Raw genomic sequence first — 23,034 nt, 5'->3', positions numbered from 1 at the left:
CAAAGCATAGCTGAAACGCTTTCGCAGCGGCTCAACCCGCTTCGAAAGCCATTTTTGCTTTTACGGCCGTCGAGCAGGCGAATCGGCAGCCGGAAGGCGGATACGCACACGCTGCGGAAGCGTTTGCAACCGCAAGGTAAACAACGTTGTATATACAGGAAGGCGGCTCTGTGACGCGATCCACACGGCAGAGTCCGGAGAAGGAGGGTCTCCATGAATGTTTTTCGGCAGTTAAAAGAGTACTACTGGTCGGAACGAAGGTTTTTGTTTTTCTCGATTTTTTGCTTGATGACGGCAACGGCGCTCGGTCTTGTTTACCCGAATCTGCTGCGCTATCTGATTGACGAAGTCATCTCCAAAAATCAATTCGAGAAAGTGCCGTATTTGGCGCTCGGCGTTGTGTGCGTCATGACGGTCAAAGCGTCGTTTCAATTTTTGCACGGCGCTTCAAGCTCGCGGCTCGGCAATCAGGTAGCGTACAATTTGCGCAACAAGCTTTATGAGAAATTGCAATATTTATCCTTTCAATATTATGACCAAGCCCGAACGGGTGACCTGATGTCTCGGCTGACTGCGGACTTGCAGGCGGTGCGCGATTTTATCGGCTTCGGCTTCGTGCAGATTTTGAACGTATTTATGATGTTCACGTTCGGGATCATCATGATGTTCTCAATCAACTGGAAGCTGACGCTGCTGACGATGATCTTTATGCCGTTTCTGGTCGTTACGGCGGTCCGCTTCGAAGGGAAAATCCATCCCGCGTTTCGCTCCATCCGTAAATCGATGAGCTCGATGACGACCGCGGTTCAGGAGAACATCACCGGCGTAAGAACGGTCAAATCGTTTGCGCGCGAGCCGCACGAAGTCGAGAAATTTTCGAACCGGAACGAAGATTATCAGGAGAACAACGTCACGACGTCCGGAATTTGGGCCCGATTTTTCCCGCTCATGGAGCTGTTCGCTAACCTGAGCGTCGTGGTGCTGCTGTGTGTCGGCGGGCTGATGGTCATCGGCGGGTCGATTTCACTCGGGGAGCTCGTCGCTTTCTTCAGCTTGATCTGGTACATTATCGGCCCGATGTGGGGCATCGGCTTTCATATTAACAACTTTACGCAGTCGAAGGCGGCGGGCGAACGGCTGCTCGAACTTTTACATCAATATGTTCACGTGAAAAACAAGGACCATGCGATCGAGCTGAAGTCCGAACAGGTTCGAGGTCATGTCCGGTTCGAGAACGTGACGTTCGCCTATACGGAGAAGCAGCCGGCCTTGACCGACTTTCAGCTTGACGCGCCGCAAGGCTCGGTCATCGGGTTGCTTGGCGGAACGGGATCGGGCAAGTCGACGGTCATTCAGCTGCTGCTGCGCGCGTACAACGTCAAGGAAGGGCGCATTACGGTGGATGGGATGGATATTCGCGATGTGACGCTGGACAGCTTGCGCCGTCAAATGGCCATCGTGTTTCAGGAAACGTTCCTGTTCTCTTCGACCATCCGCAACAATATCGCCTATGGCGTGAAGAGTGTGTCCATGGACGAGATTGTCAAAGCGGCGAAGCTGGCCAAGGCGCATGATTTCATTATGGAGCTGCCAATGGGCTATGACACGGTTGTCGGCGAGAGGGGACTCGGTCTGTCCGGCGGACAGAAGCAGCGGATTGCGATTGCGCGCGCGCTGCTCAAAAACCCGAAAATATTAATTCTTGACGATGCGACGAGCGCCGTCGATATGGAAACCGAGCACGAGATTCAGCAAGGCTTCGAGGAAGTGATGGCCGGCCGGACGACGTTCATCATCGCGCACCGGATCTCCTCCTTGAAGCATGCCGACGAAATCCTCGTGCTGGACGAAGGCCGCATCGTGCAGCGGGGCACGCATGCGGAACTGATGAAGCAGGCGGGGCCGTACCTGGAAACATATAAAATCCAGTTCGCGGATCAGCCGGAGGAAACGGATTCCGCGAATGAGGGAGACACGGGCGCAAGGCGCCGCGCGGCGAACCGTCCGGTGGACGCTCAAGCCTGTCCTGCGTCCGAAGAAATCGCGGTTGCATCGCAAGCGAAAGTCAGGGGGTTCGTACATTGAGCGCGCATAAAGCAAAACAAGCCGGCGACCAGCAGGCCGCCGAAGAACTGAAAACCCGGTTCGTCTATCAGGACGACGAGGAGCTCGACAAAGGGTTCGATATGGTTCAGGTTAAGCGCTTGAGCCACTACATGAAGCCGTATGCCAGGCAGATTATCCCGATCATCCTGATCATGATGGTCGTCGGCGCAATGACGAAGCTGCTGAATCCGCTGCTGATCGCCTATGCGATCGACCATGCGCTGAAGAACGGCGATAAGAACGCATTGCTGCTGTGCGTAGGCGTGATGCTGACGCTGTATATTATTCAATGGGCAGCCAATACGTACCGGATCCGCTATACGAATATGATCGGTCAGCGGGTCATTTACGATTTGCGCCATCATTTGTTCAGCCATATTCAACGCCTGTCGTTCCGTTTTTTCGACAAAAGGCCGGCCGGATCGATTCTCGTTCGTGTCACGAACTACGTCAATTCACTGCAAGATTTGTTCACGAACGGGGTCGTCAACCTAATGATCGACTGTGTGCAGCTGGCGGGAATTATCGTTATATTGCTGCTGTATAACTGGAAGCTGGGTCTGGCGATTATCATCACCGTTCCGATCATGTTCGTCATTTCCACGAAATTGCGGGTCAAAATCCGCCGTGCGTGGCAGGTCGTGCAAATTCGGACCGCGCGCATCAACGCGCACCTGAATGAATGTATCCAGGGCGTCAAAGTAACGCAGGCGTTCACACAGGAAAAAGAAAATATTGCATTTTTCGACGAAATGAACAAAGATAACCATTACCACTGGAATCGCGCTTCCACATTGAACCAGTCGTTCGGTCCGATTATTGAGGTCACAGGCGCCGTCGGCTATTGTATTTTGTTCTGGTTTGGCGCGCATTTGATTCAGACAGGTGAAATTTCGATCGGTCTGCTTGTTGCGTTCGCGACGTATATCGGCCACTTCTGGGAGCCGATCAACCGGCTGGGGCAAATGTATTCGCAAATGCTGATCGCCATGGCATCATCGGAACGTATTTTCGAATTCATCGATGAAAAACCGAATGTGGGCGAGAAGGAAGATGCGGTCGATTTGCCGAATATTCGCGGCGATATCGAGTTCAAGCAGGTGGAGTTCGAATACGAGCCCGGAAGGCATGCGCTGAACCAAATCGACCTGAGCGTGAAAGCCGGTCAATCGATCGCTCTTGTCGGTCATACCGGCTCGGGCAAGAGCACGATCATCAACTTGCTTTGCCGTTTCTATGATGTGACGGGCGGCAGCATTTCGATCGACGGCCACGATATTCGCGATGTGACGATCTCCAGTCTTCGGTCCCAGGTCGGCATCGTGCTGCAGGATACGTTCATTTTCTCCGGAACGATCCGTGACAACATCCGGTTTGGCCGGCTGGACGCAACGGACGAGGAGATTGAAGCGGCGGCCAAGGCAGTCCGCGCGCATGATTTTATCGTGAATCTGCCGCAGGGCTATGATACGGAAGTGCAGGAGCGGGGCAATGTGCTCTCGATGGGACAGCGGCAGCTGCTGTCGTTTGCGCGTGCGCTGCTCGCCGATCCGCGCATTCTCATTCTGGACGAAGCGACGGCAAGCATCGATACCGAGACCGAGCTGAAAATTCAGGAAGCGCTGAAGACACTGCTCGCCGGACGCACTTCGTTCATCATCGCGCACCGGTTGTCCACGATTCGCCATGCCGATCACATCCTCGTGCTCGATCACGGCCATATTATGGAACAGGGCAACCATCAGCAGCTGCTGGAACACAAAGGCATTTATCATGGACTCATTCAGGCGCAGTACCGTTTCTTGAAGGAAACGGGTTAGTAACGAGGCAGTAACTCCTTCGGTTTGCAATCGCGAATCGAAGGAGTTTTTTTGCGTAAAGGGGCATTGCTCCGAATCGTTCAAAGGCTTTTTCAAAAAAATAATAACTTCGCTCCAGCCGCGTTCCTCGTACCGATGAGCTTCTCATATGACAGCTTCCTTATTTTTTTAAAGTGATATCATCCTGAGCCCTACATATACATGAAAAGGTATGGCGGTGCCCCCCGGCCCGTGAGGCGACCGGTGGAGACCAAAACATCCATAAGCTGGGAGGAAAAGGACATTGAAGGGTGACGGACGCGCTGCATTTCCAACGCTAGGTTTCATTCAATGGCTTGCAGCCTTTACCGTGATTGTGGCGGTGTTGGTTTCGGGGCGGTTGTTCGTAAAGGCGCAAGTAATTACGAGGTACGATGTGTTTTTGGACGATCAGCTGCTTGGCACGGTAAGCGACCCGGAGCTTGTGAAACAGTGGAAAAAGTCGAAATATGACGAATATTCATTGCGGTATGACGGCTCGCGGGTGACCTCGAACCTGGAACGGCTTCGCTTTATAGATAATACGGCATTTCAAGGCGCGGTGGACAATGACGCGGTGCTGGCCGTGCTGAACGATACCCTTGTCGTAACGGTGTTCGCGGCGGAAATTCGGATCGACGGATCCCCTGTCGGCGTCGTGAAAGATATCGGCAGCGCGTCCGCGCTGTTGGAGCAAGTGAAGGCGCCGTTTATGGAGAAACGGAAAGAGGTGACCGCTCTGGCGGTGGAGCGTACGAATGCAGCCGGAGCGGACGTGACGATTGATTATGGATTCGTGCAGGACGTGCAGGTTGCCGAGACCATCATTGCGCCGGGTAAAATCGAATCCGTCGATGCGGTGCTGAGCCGGATCATGACGGGGGATGTGCAGCCGGTTGAATACAAGGTGCAGAAGGGCGACTGCATATCGCTCATCGCGCAAAAATTCGACATCGTTCCGCAAGTGATTTATGACAACAACCCGTACATCAAGAACGATTTGATCCGAACCGGCGAGACGCTCAATTTGACCGTATTGCAGCCGCTGCTTGCGGTGAAGGCGGTGGAGACGCGTACGGAGGAGGTCAAGGTGCCGAGCGGCGTCGTATACGAGAAGGACGAGGAGCTGAAGTCCGGCGTCATCCGGATTCAATCGCAGGGGAAGCCGGGTCTCAAGAAGGTGACTTATGAAACGGTCAAGGTGAACGGACAGACGGAAGAAGTGCGCACGCTGAGCGAAACGCTGCTTGAGCCCCCGGTGCAGACGGTCGTCCGCCAAGGGACCAAAGTCATTCCGGGCGTCGGCACCGGTACGTTCGCTTCGCCGGTTCTTCGAGCCAAAATTACGAGCGAATTCGGCTTGCGATGGGGGACGAACCATAACGGGACGGATCTCGTCTCGGAGCAGCGCGCCATACTGGCGTCGGATCACGGCAAGGTCGCGTTCGCCGGCGTCAAATCCGGGTACGGCAACTGCGTTATTATCGATCATCAGAACGGTTTTGAGACGCTGTACGGTCATTTGAGCAAGATCGACGTGCGGAAGGGTGAGACGGTCAGCAAAGGCGAAAAAATCGGCACGATGGGCAGCACGGGCAACGCTACCGGCGTCCATCTTCATTTTGAAATTATTAAAGGCGGCGAGCAGCAAAATCCGATGAAATACGTGCGGTTGTAGCCCGTAGTACATAACGAGCCCCGGCGGACTGCGACCTCCGGGGGCTTTGCCATGCGCCTCGTTGATTTGCAAATCGCCCGACAAACCGCTACTCTAAAAAGTGAACTTGTCCGTACATGCAAAAAATTTGGAAAAGCAGACGAAACTTGAAGAGAGCGCAGGGGATTTCGCATGATTTCGACAAAATGGTTATGGCGCATCGTCGGCGTAACCGCGCTGCTGTCTACGCTGCTATGCGCATTCGGCTTTATTTATGCCGTCAATCAGATCATGTTCCCGAAGCCGGCTGCATCGGAAACGCCAGCCACGCCCAAGCCGGAGCAGCCTTCGAATCAAGAGGCATGGGAAGCCAAGGAACAGATTCGCATCGTTGCACTCGGCGATTCGCTGACCGCGGGGACCGGCGATCTGACGGGCAAAGGCTATGTCGGACAACTGCGGGACAAGCTGGAGAAGCAGCTCGGCAAGCCGGTTTTTGTGTACAATAATTTCGCTATCCCGGGCTTCCGCACTGCCGATCTGCTCAAGGACTGGGATGCGAAACAAGACATTGCGGCATCGATCGGGGAAGCCGACCTCGTGCTGCTTACGATCGGCGGCAACGACTTGTTCGAAGGGGGCGCCGACCTATTCGGCGGGCAAAACGATGACGGCTTCAATCCCGCCGCGGCGGCGAAGCGAATTCCGGAAGCGTTGAAGCGGCTGGAACAAATCTTCGACCGCGTATCCGCGGCGAACCCGAAAGCGAAGATTTTGTATGTCGGACTGTACCATCCGTTCTCGGATCTGGATACGAACCGCGTGGGAGGGCCGATTGTGCAGCAGTGGAACACCGCAGCATTCGAGATGGCCAATCGCCGTACGAACATTACGGTTGTGCCGACGTACGATTTGTTCGAGCTGAATTTGAATAAATATTTGTACAGCGATCATTTTCACCCGAATCAATACGGCTATGAACGAATGGCGCAGCGGATCGCGGACGTGCTGCAATGACGCCGTTGCTTGAATATGCGTAAGGGGGACTGGCACCGTGGGAGAAGCGGCCGGTAAAGGAAGAGACGCGAAGATCGTACTATCGGTGCAAAACGTAAAAAAACGAATCGGCAAACGGCTCATCATTAAAGGGATTTCTTTCGAAGTGGGAGCAGGGGAAATCTTCGGATTTCTGGGACCGAACGGCTCCGGCAAGACGACGACGATCCGCATGCTCGTCGATCTGATCCGGCCGACGGAAGGATCGATCTCGATCTGCGGTTACGACGTGCAGAAGGAGCATGACGAAGCGCTGCAATACGTGGGCTGTATCGTCGAAAATCCGGAGCTGTACCCGTACTTGAGCGGCTGGGAAAATCTCGAGCATTTTGCCCGAATGCTGCCGGGAATTACCGATCAGCGCATTCATGAAGTGGCCGAGATTGTAGGAATGGATCATCGCATTCACGACAAGGTGAAGACGTATTCGCTCGGCATGCGTCAGCGGCTCGGCATTGCCCAGGCGCTGCTGAACGATCCGAAGCTGCTTATTTTGGACGAGCCGACCAACGGTCTCGATCCCCAAGGCATCAAGGAGCTGCGGGAATTTATAAGGCGGCTGGCGGATCAGGGGCTCAGCCTGTTCGTCTCCAGCCATTTGCTCAGCGAAATTCAGCAATTGTGCGATCGGGTCGCCATTATAAGCCACGGCGAAGTGATTCGTGTGGGCGAAGTTTCGACATTAATCGACGAATCTGTCGGCACTGTCGTTTGGCGCGTCCACCCTGCGGCGCCCGCGCTGTCGATTTTGCATGCGGACGAGGAAGTCAAGGTGCTGGCGCTGGGCGAACCGGAGCAGGGGAACGCCGGAGCAGCCGGGCAGAGGGAGCTGGCCGAGCGGATCGTCACGGAGATGCCTCCGGAGCGGATACCGGCGCTTTCCAGCAGGATGGTCGATTCCGGCGTTCAACTGTACGGCATTGAGCTGAAGCACCCGACACTGGAGGACTTATTCTTGAAGCTGACGGAGGGGGAGCGCATTGGTTAGTCTGTATCCGCTCGTCAAGAACGAATGCATCAAGCTTGTAAAAAAACGCCGGCTGCTCGTCGTGCTGCTCATTCTCGCGGCGATCATCCCGATGTTTACATACGCGCAGATGAAAGTGACGCAAAACAATCAGAAGCAGTTCGGGACGACCGATTGGCGCGCGGAGCAGCGGCAGAAAATTGTCGATTATACGCGAAGCATCGGAAGCAACCGAATGCCCGAGGAATGGAAGCAGTGGCGGCGGGTTGAAGTAAAGCTTGCCCAGTACTACTTGGATAAAGATGTGAATCCGGCGTCACCGAACGGGGTAACCTTTACAAGAGAGTTTGTAAAAAACGCCGTCGGGCTTTTCATTCCGCTCATGGTCATGGTCGTCGCGTCCGATCTCGTCTCCGGCGAGCATACGTCGGGAACGATCAAGCTGCTGCTGACCCGTCCCGTCAGACGGTGGAAGGTGCTGATGAGCAAGCTGATCACGATCATGCTGTCCGTCTCGTTTATCGTGCTGGCGACCGGCCTGCTCTGTTATGTGATCTCAGGGGTCGTGTTCGGCTACGGCGGATGGGATATGCCGGTATTTTTCGGATTTCAGGTAAGCGGGACGGAGGTCGACTTCTCGAACGTCCGCCCGGTGGGGCAGTGGCTTTACTTGATTATGGAGTTCGGTCTGGTCTGGTATTCGGCGCTGATCGTCGGCGTCATGACGCTCATGTTCTCGGTGCTCGTGCGCAGCACGGCGGCCGGCATGGGGATCATGCTTGCGGTGCTGATCTCCGGCTCCATCCTAACCAATATGGTCTCTTCCTGGGAGACGGCAAAATATTTATTTATGGTCAATTTGAAGCTGACCGATTATTTGAGCGGGGCGCTTCCGCCAATCAAAGGCATGAATTTGCCATTCTCCCTGGCCGTGCTGACCGTTTGGGGAATTGTGTCGGTGCTCGTTTCTTTTACCGCATTCACGAAAAAAGATGTGTTGAACTAATTCGTTCAAATGTTATAATGCATTTTAGCTGATTGGATGACTTACGCGTTTAGGGAGGCTGCAATTTTGGCGGAACAACTCGATATTTTCGGCAACAAGACAGCGGCGCCGCAGGATTACGGCGCTGACGACATACAAGTGCTCGAAGGGCTCGTGGCAGTCCGCAAACGGCCGGGGATGTACATCGGCAGCACGAGCGCTTCGGGGCTTCATCATCTCGTTTGGGAGATCGTTGATAATGCCGTCGACGAGCACTTGGCCAAATTTTGCTCGCAGATCGACGTGACGATCCACAAGGATCAGTCGGTCACGGTGTATGACAACGGGCGCGGCATTCCAACGGGGATGCATAAGACGGGCATTCCAACCCCGCAGGTCGTCTTTACGATTTTGCATGCGGGCGGGAAGTTTGGCGGCGGAGGATATAAGAAGTCAGGCGGCCTGCACGGCGTCGGCGCCTCCGTGACGAACGCCTTGTCGGAATGGCTGGAAGTGGAAATATACCGCGAAGGCAAAATTCATCGCCAACGCTTCGAATATTGGATGGACAAGCAAGACAAGGAGCATGTCGGCGAACCGGTGACGGGGCTGGAAGTGATCGGAACGACGCGCAAAACCGGCACGAAAGTAACGTTCAAGCCGGATAAACGCGTTTTTCAAAGCGGAACGACGATCAATTTCGACACGCTGTACGAGCGCCTGCAGGAAATCGCATTTTTGAACTCCGGTCTGAAAGTGACGCTCACCGACGAGCGCGCGGACAAGAAGGAGGAATTCCAATACGAAGGCGGCGCGAGCCAATTCGTGCAATTTTTGAACGAGGAAAAGGCCGTGCTCCACGATGTCATTCATTTCGTCTCCGAAAAGGACGAGATCGAGGTCGAAGTGGCGCTGCAGTATAACGACGGATATACCGAGACGCTCGTTTCATTCGTCAACTCGATTCCTACGCGCGGCGGAGGCACGCACGAAACCGGCTTCAAGACGGCGTACACGCGGGTCATGAACGAGTATGCGCGCAAGAGCGGCATGCTCAAGGAGAAGGAGAAAAATCTCGACGGCCAGGATTTGCGCGAAGGCATGATGGCGGTCATCAATATCAAGATGGGCGAAGTCGAATTCGTTGGCCAGACGAAGGACCAGCTCGGCAGCGCATCGGCGCGCAGCGCGGTGGATTCCGTCGTGTCCGATAAGATGGCGGTGTTCCTCGAGGAGAACCCGCAAGTGGCGCAGCTGGTCATGAAGAAGGCGATTCAGTCTGCCAAAGCCCGCGAAGCGGCACGCAAAGCGCGGGAAGAAGTACGCAGCGGCAAGAAAGGGAAGAGCGAGAGCTCGAACCTCGGCGGCAAGCTGACGCCGGCGCAGTCGAAGGACTACACGCGCAACGAGCTGTTTATCGTGGAAGGGGACTCTGCCGGCGGTTCTGCCAAGCAAGGGCGCGATTCCCGCCATCAGGCGATTCTGCCGCTGAAGGGCAAGCCGATGAATCCGGAGAAGGCCAAGCTGCTCGACATTATGAAGAACGATGAGTACAAGGCGATTATCGCCGCAATCGGAGCGGGGGTCGGACCGGAGTTTGACGAATCGGAAAGCAATTATGCGAAAATTATTATTATGACCGACGCCGACACCGACGGTGCTCATATTCAGGTGCTGCTGCTGACGTTTTTCTACCGGTACATGAAGCCGCTGATCGATGCGGGCAAAGTGTACATCGCCCAGCCCCCGCTCTTCAAAGTGACGAAGAAGGCGGGCAAGAACAGCTCGATTCGCTACGCTTGGACCGACGAGCAGTTGAACGTTTTAACCAAGGAGCTCGGCAAAAATATCGAGCTGCAGCGGTACAAAGGTCTCGGCGAAATGAACCCGGACCAGCTGTGGGAAACGACGATGGATCCGGCGACGCGCACCTTGCTGAAGGTGCAGATCGAGGATGCGGCGAAAGCCGAGCGCCGCGTGTCCACACTGATGGGAGACAAAGTGGATCCGCGCAAGCGCTGGATTATCGAGAATGTGGACTTCACGGAATACGAAGAATAACGGGGGGCCTTACGGTTGAGCATACCAGAAAATTTTTTGCCGGCCTTTCTCGAAGAGGTTGTCGGGGACCGCTTCGGCCGGTATTCCAAATATATTATTCAAGACCGCGCGATCCCGGACGTGCGCGATGGTTTAAAACCGGTACAGCGGCGTATTTTGTACGCCATGTACGATGCCGGCAACACGCCGGACAAGCCGTACCGCAAATCGGCCAAAACCGTCGGGGACGTCATGGGCAACTACCATCCCCACGGCGACGCATCGATTTATGACGGGATGGTGCGGATGGCGCAGCCGTGGAAGATGGGCCATGTGCTGATCGACGGGCACGGGAACTGGGGGTCGCTGGACGATGACCCTGCAGCGGCAATGCGCTATACGGAGGCGCGGCTGTCCGAGATCGCGATGGAACTGCTGCGGGACATCGAGAAGCGCACCGTGCAGTTCAAGGATAACTTCGACAATTCGACGAAGGAGCCGGTCGTGCTCCCTTCGCGCTTTCCGAATCTGCTCGTCAACGGCGTCAGCGGCATCTCTTCCGGCTTTGCAACGGAAATTCCGCCGCACAGCCTGCGCGAGGTGATCGATGCGTGCATCGCCTTGATCGACCGTCCCGATTCAACGCTGGAGGACTTGATGAGCATCGTCCGCGGACCGGACTTTCCGACCGGGGGCATCATTATGGGCTCGGACGGCATTCGCGAAGCGTACCGCACGGGTCGCGGCCGCATTTATTTGCGCGGGCGCACGGCGATCGAAGACATGCGCGGCGGGCGTCAGCAGATCGTCATTACCGAAATCCCGTATCAGGTCGTTAAATCGCGGCTTGTGACGGCGATGGAGAACATTCGCCTGGAGAAAAAAATCGAGGGCATTACCGAAGTGCGCGACGAGAGCGGCCGCGAAGGCTTACGAATTGTCGTCGAGCTGAAGAAGGATGCGGATGCGCAGGGGATCCTCGCGTACTTGCTCAAGAAGACCGACCTGCAGGTGGCGTATAATTTCAACATGGTCGCCATCGTGAACAAAACGCCGCGGCAGCTCGGGCTGATCGAGATGCTTGGGGCGTATATCCAGCACCAGAGAGAAGTCGTAACGCACCGCTCCCAATACGAGCTGGAGAAGGCGCTTGACCGCGCTCATGTGTTGGAGGGCTTGGTAAAGGCGCTCAATATTTTGGACGAAGTGATCGCGACGATAAAAGCTTCCAAGAATCGTCAGGATGCGCAGAATAACCTCGTTCAAAAATTCGGCTTCACCGAACGGCAAGCCGACGCGATCTTGACGCTGCAGCTGTACCGCTTGACCAATCTGGAAATTCACTCGCTGGAGAAAGAACTGAAGGAAGTCCAGAAGACGGTGGCGTATCTTCAAGGGATATTGGGCAGCGAGAAGAAGCTGCTTGCCGTGATCAAAGACGAAATCACGCAAATTCGCGAAAAATACGGCATCAATCGCCGTTCCGATATACAGGATGAGGTCGAAGAACTGAAGGTCAATCTGGAAGTGATGGTTACGGCCGAGGATGTGTTCGTCACGCTATCGAACGACGGGTATATCAAGCGTACCGGGAAGCTGTCCTTCATCCGCTCCGGCGGCGAGATCGACAAGACGGGGCTCAAGGAAGGCGACTACCTGCGCCACTTGTTCGATGTCAATACGCTGGAGAACCTGCTGATCTTCACGCAAAAAGGGCAGTACTTCCTGCTGCCTGTGCATCAAATACCGGAGTATAAGTGGAAAGACAACGGGACGGCGATCGTCAATGTGATTCCGATTCCGAAGGACGACCGGATCGTCGATGTGATTCCCGTCAAAGATTTCGAAGAAGCGGGCAAATCGCTTGTGTTCGTCACCCGTAAAGGGCAAGTGAAACGCACGGATCTGAAGGAATATGCAACGAACCGGTCTATCGGTATCGTCGCCTGCAAAGTAGCCGAGCAGGACGCCGTGCTGAACGTGCTGCTGAGCGCCGGAGGCAAAGATTTGCTGCTGGTCACCAAGCAGGGCATGTCGATTCGTTTCAAGGAAGATGAAGTCAACCCGATGGGGCGCGCCGCGGGCGGCGTTCGCGGGATTCAGCTGAAGGATGACGACGAGATCGTCGCAGCCGATTGGATCGACGGCGATGAAGGAGAAGTGGTTGTCATCTCCGATCACGGCTACGCCAAACGTTCCCTTGTCGTCGATTACCCTGTGCAAGGGCGCGGCGGCAAAGGCATCATTACGTTTGAATTCAAAGAAGGCAAGCGGGTGAAGCCGAACGGCACCAAGCTTGTGTGCGCATACACGGTCAAAGAGCCGTTCGATATCGCGGCCATGCTCGGCAGCGGAGAGCGGGTCACGTTCTCGACCGAGCAGACGCCGATTGACGACCGCAAGTCGACAGGGAAACAAGTCGTTTCCATCGACAAAACCGACAGCGTCATCAATTTGCTGAAATTCGTTTAGTCATAGCTGGAATAGTTCGTCTCCAGCTTCTCCATTACTCCAAGCAGCATTTCAAGAACGGCCCAGACCGGCATCGAATCGTCCAGCTTTTCGAGCCAGTTTGGGTCGTTTATAATTCCTTTCTGGAGCGCCAGCTCGCCGATTTTCATTTTCCTTTCGTCCATAGCCGTTCTCTCCCCTGATTCACGATATGACAAGCTCCGCCGATAGGCGACGATCATGGTTGCAATATATGTTGAAGCTCGTCAAAAGGTACATCATTTTATCGCTTCATGTCCTAAAATATTCATGCTATTAACCTTTTAATGCACTTGCAAGAATGCTATAATAAGGGAAAACATTGGATATTTCACGGGAGTGGTGGTGCTATGATTACCCAGGAATTTGCCAAGCTGTGGTGGAAAGTGTCCAAAGATTTGCGCACGCACATGGAGACCGAGCTTGCGCCGACGCTGACGGAAGGCCAACTGAAGGTGCTGGAGCTGCTGATGTATTCGGGCAAGGAGAAGATGAAGCCGTCTGACTTTATCGACTATCTGGATACGACGCCTGCGGCCATCACGACGCTGCTGGACCGGATGGAGAAGAGCGAGCTGATCGCTAGAGAACGGGACGAGAAGGACCGGCGCATCGTTTGGGTGCTGGTGACGGGCAAAGGACGGCAAGAATGTGAGCGCGGTATTGCTATCCGCGAACAATTTTTGCAAACGTACTTGAGCCGCATTTCGTCGCATAATCAGCAGCTGCTCGTTTATTTGCTGGGGAAAGTAGCGCACGCTTGATAGAAAAACAGACCTCCATGCGGTGTACGCACACCGGGAGGTCTGTTTTGTTTCCGCTCATAGGATTCCGCTCGGCATACGCGTTACATCCCACAACATCCACGGATAGCTGCGCGGCGGGGCGGAGGTGAAGCGCAGCGCTTCCTTGGTCACCGGATGGGCGAACCCGAGCTCCGTCGACCAGAGCGCAATCTGCTGCCCTGGCGCTGCGTGTTGTCCGCCGTACCGCTGATCGCCGACCAGCGGGCAGCCGATGGCCGCGAATTGCACGCGAATCTGGTGCGGCCGGCCCGTGTGCAGCTCGATCTGAACGCGCGACAGCCCGTCGGCATGACCGGTCACACTGTAATCGAGCAGCGCCTCCTTGGCGCCTGGTTTGCCGGCCGGAACGACGGCGACAGTGTTCGTCTTCGCATCTTTGAGCAGATGATGCTTCAGCCGGCCTTGCGGTTCTTTCGGCTTGCCGTGCACGATCGCCGTATATTGTTTGTGGATGTCTCGCGTCCGAACGGCGTCGGACAGGCGCGAAGCCGCTTTGGACGTTTTGGCGAATACCATGACGCCGCCGACCGGACGGTCCAGCCGGTGAACAAGGCCAAGGAAGACATTGCCTGGCTTGTGATGGCGTACCTTGAGGTCCGCCTTGATCAATGTCAGCATGTCCGGGTCGTGCGAGTCGTCCTCCTGAGTCGGCACGTTCGGAGGCTTCACGACGACGATCACGTGATTATCCTCGTACAGCACGGGAATCGGAGGGGAAGCGCCAGCCATAAGCTACGCCTCCCAACGTCCGAGAATGCCGCACGGCAGCGACAGCTTGGAGGCGGTGATCGGCAGTCCGATTTCGCCGCAGCTGATCGTTCCGCCGTACTTGCGGGCGATCGACAGGGAAAGAATATTTTTCAGCACGGAAGCCGATAACCCGGTCGTATACGAATTGATCAGGAAAAATAAAGGCTTGTCCGTTAATATGTCCATACATGATTCGACGAACGGGAACAAATTCGTTTCGAGTTTCCATGTTTCTCCGTTCGGGCCGCGGCCGTAAGACGGCGGGTCCATAATGATCGCGTCGTATTTGCTGCCGCGGCGCTGCTCGCGCTGGACGAACTTGAACACGTCATCGGTGATGAAGCGGACCGGACGTTCGCCGAGGCCCGATAACTGCAAGTTTTCCTTTGCCCAGGTAACGACGCCTTTGGACGCGTCGACATGGCATACTTCCGCGCCGGCGGAAGCGCAGGCGACGGATGCGCCGCCGGTGTATGCGAACAAGTTCAACACGCGGATCGGCCTGCCGGCGCTGTGGATCTTATCGATCATCCAGCTCCAGTTCACCGCCTGCTCCGGAAACAGTCCGGTGTGCTTGAAGCTCGTCGGTTTGATATGAAACGATAACCCGTTATAAGAGATCGTCCATCGTTCAGGAATTTGCTTCTTATATTCCCAGCTGCCGCCGCCGCTGGAACTGCGGTGGTAATGCGCATCCGCTTCGCGCCAAGGGCCGGTTTCTTTCAGCAGCGGCCAAATGATTTGCGGATCGGGACGTCTCAGCACGATGTTGCCCCATCGTTCCAGTTTTTCCCCGCCTCCGGTATCGATCAGCTCGTAATCTTTCCAATCCTGTGCTGCAAACATAAATAGGGACCATCCTTTGTCGGTAAATGTTTCTTGTTTCTTAAACATTCTACACGATTTGACGATCGGATACCACAATTCGGCGCCAACATGGCAGCAGAGGTTTGTTCATACGATCAAAATCGTGATCGAATGAATCTAGTTTTTTGGGCTGCCGATTTGTAAGAAAAAGGATAAAATAGTTAATCCGGTTATTTTGGACTTTGTTATTAGAAAGGAGCGAATGCACGTGCCGCCATTATCTTTTGCTTTCCCCCGATGCAGGCCGGAAGCAGTCGGAGTTATGCCGTCATCCATTTTGTCATTTGTGAAGGAAGCGGATGCCAGGCAAATCGGCCTGCACAGCTTCATGCTGCTGCGTCACGGACAAGTGGCGGCAGAGGCGCGGTGGGCGCCATACGATCCGGAGCTGCCGCGAATGCTGTTCTCGCTGCAAGAGCTTCGCTTCGACGGCCGTAGGGCTGGCAGTGGACGAAGGGCTGCTCGATGTCGATGACCTCGTACTGCCCTTATTGGGAGTGCGAGCTGGCGACGGTCCGATACGTTCCCTGCGCGTCAAACATTTATTGACGATGTCGACCGGACAATCGAATATGGCGGTACGCCGATGCTGGAGCAGCAGGACCCGAGAGATGACGAATTGGGTGCAAGATTTTTTGGATGTGCCGATCGTGTACGAGCCCGGGACGCACTTTGCATATAACAGCTGCGCCAGCTATTTGCTGTCGGCTATTGTTCAAGAAGCGACGGGCCGGACACTGCTCGATTATTTGACGCCGAGGCTGTTCGAGCCGCTCGGAATTGAGGGTGCGCGATGGGAGGCTTGCCCCGACGGCATTCATCTCGGAGGCACGGGACTTTGGTTGAAGCCGGAGCACATTGCCCGTTTCGGGCAGCTATATTTGCAGCAAGGATGGTGGGACGGCAAGCGGCTGCTTTCCGAAGCATGGGTCCGCGAAGCGACGTCGCTGCATATTGGAACGGGGCGGAAGAAGCCGGATTATCGTGGGTACGGCTACCACTTCTGGCGCAGTCAGCACGGCGCTTACCGGGCGGACGGTTCGCGGGGACAGCTCTGCATCGTGATGCCCGATCAAGAGGCGGTCCTCATCATCATGGCTGGAGTGACGGAGATTCAGGAGGTGCTTGATCTCGTATGGGCTCATTTGCTGCCTGGTATGCAGGACCGCCCGATGCCTCCCGATGACGCGAACTTTAGCGAATTGGCAGGCTGTATCGACGCGCTGGCCTGCTCCCCGCTCGGGACGAACGGGCTGGCGGCGTCAGCGATCGCCGACAAGGTACCCGGCGTTCGGTATGCGTTTTCCGAGAATCAATTGCAGGTTCATGCCGCGTCACTCCGGTATGAAGGAGATACGTGCGAGATTACGCTGTGGGATCGTCATGGGAAGCATACCGTCAAGTGCGGAATCGGTTATTGGGCGAAGAGTAGCATGCCGCTGCAGGACCGTTCGTTTCCCGTCGCCGCAAGCGGGAGGTGGAGCGCCGAGGGGAGCTTCGAGATGGAATGGCGGTTTATCGAGACGCCTTACACGGTCAAGATCAGATGCACGTTTGAGGAGGAGCAGGCTAGCATTGAAGTCGCCGAAGCGCTGCAATCAGGCGAGCCTGTCCGGCTGCATGGAAGTCGCGTATTAACTTAGGAATAGGGAGGTTTATACATTGCAAATTTTGTTCATACGCCATGGGCAATCGGAAGCGTATTGGACAACCGCGTAACCGGTCGCGGCGGCTTAATTCCATGCAAAAGGGGCGGCCTCGTCGGCTCGCCCCTGATAATAATTTATATGCATGATGCTTCGAAAAGCAGTAAGCAGCAGCCTTGCTCAGCCGGTTTACTTCTTCGGCAGCGTGATGGATTCAATCAACCCCGGCAGCTCGTCATTCATGAATTTATTGTAATGCTCATTGAGCAAATCCCGAACGATGGCATCCTTCGCTTCTTCAAGCGGAAGGGTTCTTAGCGACTCGACGCGAATGACGTGATAGCCGAAATCGGTTTCTACCGGATTGCTGATTTCGTTCGGTTTCAGCTGTTTCACCGCATCCCCGAACGGTTTCACCCAATCCCGAACCATGGCATCCTTGTAGAGTCCCCCGTTATCCTTGGAGCCCGGGTCTTCGGAATACTGCTTGGCCAGCTGCGCAAAATCTTCGCCTTTATCCAGTCTCGCCTTTAACTCTTGCGCGAGCTTGAGCGTATCTTCCTTGGTGCGCTCGTTGCCGTTCGGGTCGGAGAAGCCGATCAGGATGTGACGTACGGATGCGGACAGCAGCTGCAGATGGGTCGCTTGATCGACGTACACATTTCGGATATCCAAATCCGATATCCCCGAAGTCAGCACTTGATTGCCTCCGACATACAGCCGCACGAAGCTGTTCAAATCTTCCTCGGTAAGCCCTTCCTTCGCGAGAACCGATGACAGGTCGCCTCCGCCGCGGGTCATTTGAAGGAATGGTTTGATTTGCTCTAGCTGCCTGTCCGTCTCTTTCGTTACCGCGTCTTTCATGTCGTCGGTCATTCGGCTATCCAGGATGCGGTATCCGATCAAATGCCGCAGCGCCGTCTCTACGAATCGCGGATCCTGCGGATTGCCGACAACCGAAGATTGGACGAAGCGGTTCAGCTTCATATACGTATCCAGCTCTTTCTGGCTCACTTGCCCGCCTTGATAAGCGGCGACGACGGCACCCGGATTCGCGCCGACCCAGATCGTCTCGGTCTCTGCGTCCCAGCCGACTTCCTTGCCGAGCGCCTCGCTGACGAAGCGCAGCGGTACGTATGTCGTGCCGTTGTAGATGAAGCCCGCGCCTTGCCCCTCCGTCGGTTTTTTCTCCACGCCGTCGAACATATATTTCAGATTCTGGAAATATACTTCAATTTGTGTCCCGCTCGCAAAGGCGATCGATCCGGTCATCATCACGCCCAGCGATAAACCGAGTACAAGCCCTTTTACCTTATCGTTCATGGTCTTCGTTAAGCCTCTCTTCCTGTACCTTGGTCATGGTTCATCCGTATCCGGCGTCCCGGCGAATGAAGCATGCTACAACCAATTCTCCATCGGTCTGTAAAATCCTGCTTTTTCCATAAAATGCATCCGCAAGATTCGACGTGATCAGCCAAAAGTAGACATGTGAAAAATAAATGTACAGAGAGGAATTTAAAGCGCGATGTAGTATTTCTGTTATATAGGCTCAAAAATCAAACAAAGAGGGGATGAATCGGTCGTGAACAGCTTAATCCCCGGCCCGGAGGACTTGTTTTTGTTCCATGAGGGCAATTTGTTCCAGAGCTACCGTGTGCTCGGCGCGCATCCGGCCGTTATCGGCGGTGTAGCCGGCGTCCGTTTCGCTGTCTGGGCGCCGCATGCCAGGCAGGTCCGGGTGGTAGGCGATTTCAACTGCTGGGACGGATCGGCGCATCCGATGCAGAAGATCAGCACATGGGGCGTATGGTTTCTGTTCGTACCCGCGGTGCGCGAAGGAGAATATTACAAGTACGAGATGGTGACCTCCTCCGGCACGCTGCTGTACAAAGCCGATCCTTATGCATTCTGGTCGGAGCTGAAGCCGGGGACGGCCTCCCGCGTCGTTTCGCTCGAAGGGTACCCGTGGACGGATCAAGCCTGGCAGACGCAAAAAAGAACCTGCCAAGCCTATCGGTCGCCGATGAATATTTATGAGGTGCATCTGGGGACGTGGAAGAAGAACCCGGACGGAAGCCACCGCACCTACCGGGAGCTGGCCGAGGAGCTTGTCGCCTATGTGAAAGACATGGGCTACACGCACATCGAGCTGCTGCCTTTGGCCGAGCATCCGTATGACCGTTCATGGGGCTACCAGGCTACGGGCTATTACTCCGTAACGAGCCGTTTCGGGGCACCGGCCGATTTCATGTATTTCGTGGACCGCTGCCACAGCGCGGGCATCGGCGTCATCATGGACTGGGTGCCGGGCCATTTCGTCAAAGACGAGCACGGGCTTCGGCAGTTCGACGGGCAGCCGCTGTTCGAGTATAACGACCCGGCCAAAGCGGAAAAAACCGAATGGGGCACCTTGTCGTTCGACTACTCCAAGCCGGAAGTCGTCAGCTTCCTGATCTCCAATGCGCTCTTCTGGTTCGATCGCTACCATATTGACGGTCTGCGCGTCGATGCGGTCGCCAGCATGCTGTTTCTCAATTTCGGCAAGCCGCGCGAGCAATGGGTGAAAAACGCCCGTGGCGGGGAAGAGAATCTCGAAGCGATCGAATTTATTAAGAAGCTGAATCAGACCGTGTTCCGTTATTTCCCGGACGCGCTGATGATGGCGGAAGATTCCACCGATTGGCCGCTCGTCACGGCGCCGGTGCACGACGGAGGCCTCGGCTTCAATTACAAATGGAACATGGGTTGGATGAACGACATGCTGAAGTATATGGAGCTGGACCCGTATTTTCGCCACGGCCGCCATCAACTGCTCACCTTCAGCTTCATGTACACGTACGCGGAGAACTACGTGCTTCCGCTGTCCCATGACGAGGTGGTGCACGGCAAAAAATCGCTGCTGAACAAAATGCCCGGGGACTACTGGCAAAAGTTCGCGGGGCTGCGGACGCTCTACGGGTATATGATGGGGCATCCGGGCAAAAAGCTGCTCTTCATGGGCGGCGAGTTCGGGCAGTTCGACGAGTGGAAAGATTTGGAGGATCTCGACTGGGAGCTGCTTGGCTATGACAGCCATCGCGGCATGCAGCGGTTCGTTCGCGATTTGAACCGCGTATATTTGCACGAGGCTTCGCTCTGGGAGCTGGATCACCGGCCGGAAGGCTTCTCCTGGATCGATCCGCACGATCACAAACAAAGCATCGTCACCTTTATGCGAAAGTCGTCCAAACCGGAAGACCAATTGATTATCGTAAGCAATTTTACCCCGGTGTTTCATGAGAAGTACCGGATCGGCGTCCCGGCGGCCGGCGATTACGTCGAGCTGCTGAACAGCGACGCCGGCGAATACGGCGGCTCCGGCCAGCGGAATGCCGGAATGCTCAAAGCGGGGAAACGGCCTTGGCACAATCAGCCGTTCAGTCTGCAGATCAAGGTGCCGCCGCTGGCAACCGTTTTTTTCAAGCCGGTGAACCTTCACCGCAACAGCACAAGCCAAAAGTGATGGAAAGGTAGAGAAGCCGATGCGTAAAAAAGAGTGTGTGGCCATGCTGCTCGCAGGTGGCGAAGGAAGAAGGCTCGGACTATTGACGAACAAACTGGCAAAACCGGCAGTTCATTTCGGCGGAAAGTACCGGATCATCGACTTTACATTAAGCAACTGCACCAACTCCGGAATCGATACCGTCGGCGTGCTGACGCAATACCAGCCGCTCGTGCTGAACACATATATCGGCATTGGAGCCCCGTGGGACTTGGACCGCAAACATGGCGGCGTGACCGTGCTTCCGCCGTTTATGGAGCAGAGCGGAGGGGACTGGTACAAAGGCACCGCAAATGCGATCTACCGCAACATTTCGTTTATTGAGCAATACGACCCCGAATATGTGCTTATTATTTCCGGCGACCACATCTACAAAATGGATTACGACCTGATGCTCGACTTTCATAAACGGAAAGGGGCGGACGCCACGATCGCCGTCATTCCCGTCAAATGGGAGGAGGCGAGCCGGTTCGGCATCATGAGCGTCGATGAGGAAGAACGGATTACCGAATTTGAAGAAAAACCGAAGGAGCCGAAGAGCAACCTGGCTTCGATGGGTATTTATATATTCAATTGGAAGGCGCTGAAGGAGTGCTTGATCGAAGATGAGGCGAACCTCGAATCGAGCAAAGACTTCGGCAAAGATATTATCCCCGGCATGCTGCAAGAAGGCAGGAACATGTACGCTTATCCGTTCGACGGCTATTGGAAAGACGTCGGCACGATTCAAAGTCTATGGGAAGCGAATATGGATTTGCTGGAGGAGAAGCCGGAATTCAACTTGAACGACAGCGAATGGCGCATCTATTCGGTGAATCCGTGCCAACCGGGCCAATATATCGCTTCTACCGCGCAAATTCGCCGTTCCCTCGTCAATGAAGGCTGCTGCGTGTTCGGCGAAATCGATCATTCCGTGCTGTTCTACGGGGTGACGGTCGGCGAAGGCAGCGTGATCAAGGATTCTGTCATTATGCCGAATGTGACGATCGGCAGCAACGTCGTCATCCATAAGGCGATCATCGGGGAAGGTACAGTGGTGGAGGACGGAAGCGTCATCGGCAACCCCGAGAACGGAGCAAGTCAGGATATTATATTGATCGGCAGCAACGAGCGTATAAGCACGGAGACTATGGCATCGGCGAAAGGGTGAGCCTCATGAAGCGTATGATGGGCGTTATCAATTTGGTGAATGAGCCGGAAGATTTGGAAGAGTTGACCTACAACCGCTGCGTCGCGTCGGTTCCGTTCGGCTCGCGGTACCGGCTGATCGACTTTACGTTATCGAGCATGGTGAACTCGGGGATCGAGAACGTCGCCGTGTTCACCGAGCATAAATACCGTTCGCTGATGGACCATCTCGGCTCCGGGAAAGAATGGGATCTGGACCGCAAGCGAGGCGGACTGTTCCTGCTGCCGGCGTTGCTGCACGAGAGGACGGGGATGGCCCGCGGCGACTTGTTCCAATTTTACAGCCACCGGGATTACTTTTACCGCGGGCGCGAGGAATATGTCGTCATCACCCGCAGCCATCTGGTGTGCAATATCGACTTTAACGACGTCCTGGATTACCATCTGGAGAAAAAAGCCGACGTGACGGTCGTTTACAAAAAATCGGACGACGAGGAATTGGCTAAATTCCGGCGCATGGCGGTCAAAGATAACGGGCAAGTCACGGTGATCGAGGATCATTCGGGACGGCTGCGCACGGATAACATCTCGATGGAGATGTACGTCATGAGCAAGGAGCTGCTGCTGGACATGGTCGAAACTTGCCTTGCGCAAGGCTACGACCACCTGGTGCGGGACGGCATCATGAAAAACGTCGACAAGCTCGGCGTTTACGGGTACCAGCACACCGGACATACTGGCATTGTAAATACGATTCAAAGCTACTACAAGCACAGCATGCAGCTGCTGAATCCGAAAATTTGGCGCGAGCTGTTTTTCCAAAAAAATCTGATCTATACCAAGGTCAAGGACGAACCGCCGGCCCGCTACGCGGAGCATGCGCATGCCCGCAATTCGCTGATCGCCAACGGCTGCGTGATCGAAGGGAAAGTCGAGAACAGCATATTGTTCCGGGGCGTCAAGATCCGCAAGGGCGCTTACGTGAAGAACAGCATTATATTGCAAAATTGCGAGATCGACGAGAACGTCATCATCGAGAACGCGATTCTGGACAAAGACGTGTTTATCAACAGAGGCCGCGTGCTCACCGGGGACAAACAAGCACCGTTCATCGCTTCCAAAACCAAAGTCATTTAATGATACAATGGCGTGCCCGC

The 23,034-nt window shown here is 55.0% G+C and carries 18 protein-coding genes; 14 read left to right on the top strand and 4 right to left on the bottom strand.

The genetic code is table 11. The annotated features are described in order from the left end of the window. Positions 1-213: 213 nt before the first annotated feature. The 8 genes from KXG62_RS06710 (at position 214) to gyrA (ending at position 13,121) form a co-directional block, all read left to right on the top strand. Complete coding sequence (locus tag KXG62_RS06710) at positions 214-2,085, top strand: ABC transporter ATP-binding protein (protein WP_218091162.1); 1,872 nt, start codon at positions 214-216, stop codon at positions 2,083-2,085. Beyond that, positions 2,082-3,926, top strand: coding sequence for an ABC transporter ATP-binding protein (locus KXG62_RS06705; protein WP_246627323.1), 1,845 nt, complete (start codon positions 2,082-2,084; stop codon positions 3,924-3,926). Before KXG62_RS06710 ends, KXG62_RS06705 begins: the two co-directional genes overlap by 4 nt. Positions 3,927-4,209: 283 nt before the next feature. Continuing rightward, positions 4,210-5,622, top strand: coding sequence for a M23 family metallopeptidase (locus KXG62_RS06700; RefSeq protein ID WP_218091161.1), 1,413 nt, complete (start codon positions 4,210-4,212; stop codon positions 5,620-5,622). A gap of 171 nt (positions 5,623-5,793) precedes the next feature. Further along, positions 5,794-6,618 carry a GDSL-type esterase/lipase family protein gene (locus tag KXG62_RS06695; RefSeq protein ID WP_218091160.1) on the top strand — a complete coding sequence of 275 codons (825 nt, stop codon included), beginning with the start codon at positions 5,794-5,796 and terminating at the stop codon, positions 6,616-6,618. A gap of 37 nt (positions 6,619-6,655) precedes the next feature. Beyond that, a complete protein-coding gene (locus KXG62_RS06690; RefSeq protein ID WP_218091159.1) occupies positions 6,656-7,645 on the top strand; it encodes an ABC transporter ATP-binding protein in 990 nt (329 codons plus the stop codon). Continuing rightward, a complete protein-coding gene (locus tag KXG62_RS06685; RefSeq protein WP_218091158.1) occupies positions 7,638-8,630 on the top strand; it encodes an ABC transporter permease in 993 nt (330 codons plus the stop codon). Before KXG62_RS06690 ends, KXG62_RS06685 begins: the two co-directional genes overlap by 8 nt. 66 nt (positions 8,631-8,696) lie before the next feature. Continuing rightward, complete coding sequence (parE, locus tag KXG62_RS06680) at positions 8,697-10,670, top strand: DNA topoisomerase IV subunit B (RefSeq protein ID WP_218091157.1); 1,974 nt, start codon at positions 8,697-8,699, stop codon at positions 10,668-10,670. 15 nt (positions 10,671-10,685) lie between these two features. After that, entirely contained in the window at positions 10,686-13,121 is a 2,436-nt protein-coding gene (gene gyrA / locus KXG62_RS06675) for a DNA gyrase subunit A (protein ID WP_218091156.1), read from the top strand. Here gyrA and KXG62_RS06670 read toward each other — a convergent pair. Continuing rightward, positions 13,118-13,285: a hypothetical protein gene (locus KXG62_RS06670; protein ID WP_218091155.1), complete on the bottom strand. Its 168-nt coding sequence runs from the start codon at positions 13,283-13,285 to the stop codon at positions 13,118-13,120. The genes gyrA and KXG62_RS06670 overlap by 4 nt on opposite strands. Positions 13,286-13,489: 204 nt before the next feature. Between KXG62_RS06670 and KXG62_RS06665 the strand changes: the two genes are divergently transcribed. Next, positions 13,490-13,903 (top strand): MarR family winged helix-turn-helix transcriptional regulator, encoded by a 414-nt coding sequence (locus KXG62_RS06665; protein ID WP_218091154.1) that lies wholly within the window; start codon positions 13,490-13,492, stop codon positions 13,901-13,903. 57 nt (positions 13,904-13,960) lie between these two features. On the opposite strand, the gene KXG62_RS06660 is transcribed toward KXG62_RS06665, so the two are convergent. Both KXG62_RS06660 and KXG62_RS06655 read right to left on the bottom strand, forming a co-directional pair. Further along, complete coding sequence (locus KXG62_RS06660; RefSeq protein WP_218091153.1) at positions 13,961-14,674, bottom strand: RluA family pseudouridine synthase; 714 nt, start codon at positions 14,672-14,674, stop codon at positions 13,961-13,963. A gap of 3 nt (positions 14,675-14,677) precedes the next feature. After that, positions 14,678-15,541 carry a class I SAM-dependent methyltransferase gene (locus KXG62_RS06655; protein WP_218091152.1) on the bottom strand — a complete coding sequence of 288 codons (864 nt, stop codon included), beginning with the start codon at positions 15,539-15,541 and terminating at the stop codon, positions 14,678-14,680. Positions 15,542-15,824: 283 nt separating this feature from the next. Here KXG62_RS06655 and KXG62_RS34020 point away from each other — a divergent pair, with 283 nt between their 5' ends. Both KXG62_RS34020 and KXG62_RS06650 read left to right on the top strand, forming a co-directional pair. Then, positions 15,825-16,037: a hypothetical protein gene (locus tag KXG62_RS34020; protein WP_246627341.1), complete on the top strand. Its 213-nt coding sequence runs from the start codon at positions 15,825-15,827 to the stop codon at positions 16,035-16,037. After that, the gene (locus KXG62_RS06650) at positions 15,943-17,205 is read left to right on the top strand and encodes a serine hydrolase domain-containing protein (RefSeq protein ID WP_246627338.1); all 1,263 of its coding nucleotides are present in this window, start codon (positions 15,943-15,945) and stop codon (positions 17,203-17,205) included. Before KXG62_RS34020 ends, KXG62_RS06650 begins: the two co-directional genes overlap by 95 nt. 192 nt (positions 17,206-17,397) lie before the next feature. Here KXG62_RS06650 and KXG62_RS06645 read toward each other — a convergent pair whose 3' ends face one another. Continuing rightward, complete coding sequence (locus KXG62_RS06645; RefSeq protein WP_218091150.1) at positions 17,398-18,531, bottom strand: peptidylprolyl isomerase; 1,134 nt, start codon at positions 18,529-18,531, stop codon at positions 17,398-17,400. 259 nt (positions 18,532-18,790) lie between these two features. Here KXG62_RS06645 and glgB point away from each other — a divergent pair, with 259 nt between their 5' ends. Genes glgB through glgD form a run of 3 tightly spaced genes read left to right on the top strand, consistent with a single transcriptional unit; the run spans position 18,791 to position 23,014 of the window. Next, entirely contained in the window at positions 18,791-20,710 is a 1,920-nt protein-coding gene (gene glgB, locus KXG62_RS06640) for a 1,4-alpha-glucan branching protein GlgB (protein ID WP_218091149.1), read from the top strand. Positions 20,711-20,729: 19 nt separating this feature from the next. Then, positions 20,730-21,899, top strand: a complete 1,170-nt coding sequence (locus tag KXG62_RS06635; protein WP_218091148.1) for a glucose-1-phosphate adenylyltransferase — start codon at positions 20,730-20,732, stop codon at positions 21,897-21,899. A 14-nt stretch (positions 21,900-21,913) separates the two neighbouring features. Further along, positions 21,914-23,014, top strand: a complete 1,101-nt coding sequence (gene glgD, locus KXG62_RS06630; protein ID WP_218091353.1) for a glucose-1-phosphate adenylyltransferase subunit GlgD — start codon at positions 21,914-21,916, stop codon at positions 23,012-23,014. Positions 23,015-23,034 lie beyond the last annotated feature (20 nt).

The organism is Paenibacillus solanacearum, from assembly GCF_910593845.1.
GTDB classification, from domain to species: Bacteria; Bacillota; Bacilli; order Paenibacillales; family NBRC-103111; genus Paenibacillus_G; species Paenibacillus_G solanacearum.
This window is presented reverse-complemented; position numbering and strand designations above follow the sequence as displayed.